At 59.6% G+C, this 1,274-nt stretch carries 1 protein-coding gene; it reads left to right on the forward strand.

What is annotated here, in order from left to right; genetic code table 11:
- On the forward strand, positions 1-1,224 hold a 1,224-nt coding region (gene thiI / locus G113_RS20115), incomplete at its 5' end, for a tRNA uracil 4-sulfurtransferase ThiI (RefSeq protein ID WP_005914874.1).
- Between the last annotated feature and the right edge of the window lie 50 nt (positions 1,225-1,274).

The following is a 1,274-nucleotide window of genomic DNA, read 5'->3' on the forward strand; positions in this document are numbered from 1 at the left end:
TTCCTCGAAGTGAAACTGAGCACCTTCACCGACTTGCATGACATCTTCGAGCAGACTCGCGCCGTCTGGGGTGATCGCCTCCAGGGCAAAACTTTCTGCGTGCGGGCCCGCCGGGTCGGCAAGCACGACTTCAGCTCCCTGGAGCTGGAGCGCTACGTGGGCGGCGGCCTCAACCAGCATTGCGAAACCGCCGGTGTGCGTCTGAAAAAGCCCGATGTGCAGGTCAACCTGGAGGTGGAAAACGATGAGCTCTACATCATCAGCGCGGTGCACCATGGCCTCGGCGGTTTCCCCATGGCGACCCAGGAAGACGTGCTGAGCCTGCTCTCCGGTGGTTTCGATTCCGGGGTGGCGTCCTATCAGTTCATCAAGCGCGGTTGCCGCGTCCATTACTGCTTCTTCAATCTGGGCGGTGCCGCCCATGAGATCGGCGTCAAGCAGGTGGCCTATTACCTGTGGAGCAAATTCGGCGCCTCCCACAAGGTGCGCTTCACCGCCATCGACTTCGAGCCTGTGGTGGCCGAGATCCTCGAAAAAGTGGATAACGGCCAGATGGGGGTGGTGCTCAAGCGCATGATGATGCGCGCCGCGGGCCAGGTGGCCGATTACTTCCAGATCCCGGCCCTGGTGACCGGCGAGTGCGTGGGTCAAGTATCAAGCCAGACCCTCACCAACCTCAACGTCATCGATCGGGTGACCGACAAGGTGATACTGCGCCCGCTCATCACCTGGGACAAACCGGACATCATCAGCCAGGCGCGCCACATTGGAACCCTGGAGTTCGCTGAGACCATGCCGGAGTATTGCGGTGTCATCTCCAAGAAGCCGACCATCAAGGCCGTGCTCTCCAATATTGAGGCGGAGGAGGGCAATTTCGACTTCGGCATCCTGGACAAGGTGGTGGAGGAAGCCCGCCATCTGGATATTCGCCGCATAGGCGAAGAGACGTCAGCCCAGGTACAAGAGGTGGAGACCACGCAAATATTGGCCGCGGACGAGGTCATTCTGGACATTCGTTCGAGTGACGAGCATGACGAGAAGCCGCTGGTGGTCGAGGGCCGTGAGGTGCTGCACATCCCCTTCTTCAAGCTGGCTACCGCCTTTGGTGACCTGCCGAAAGAGCAGACTTATCTGCTCTATTGTGATCGCGGCGTGATGAGCAAACTGCAGGCGCTCTATCTGAAAGAGCAGGGCTTTGACAACGTCAAGGTCTACCGCCCCTGAGCATCAGGCTCGGGGATGGTACGGCACCCCGCGATGCCGCCAATAAAAAA

Source organism: Aeromonas molluscorum 848 (assembly GCF_000388115.1).
Classification (GTDB): Bacteria; Pseudomonadota; Gammaproteobacteria; order Enterobacterales; family Aeromonadaceae; genus Aeromonas; species Aeromonas molluscorum.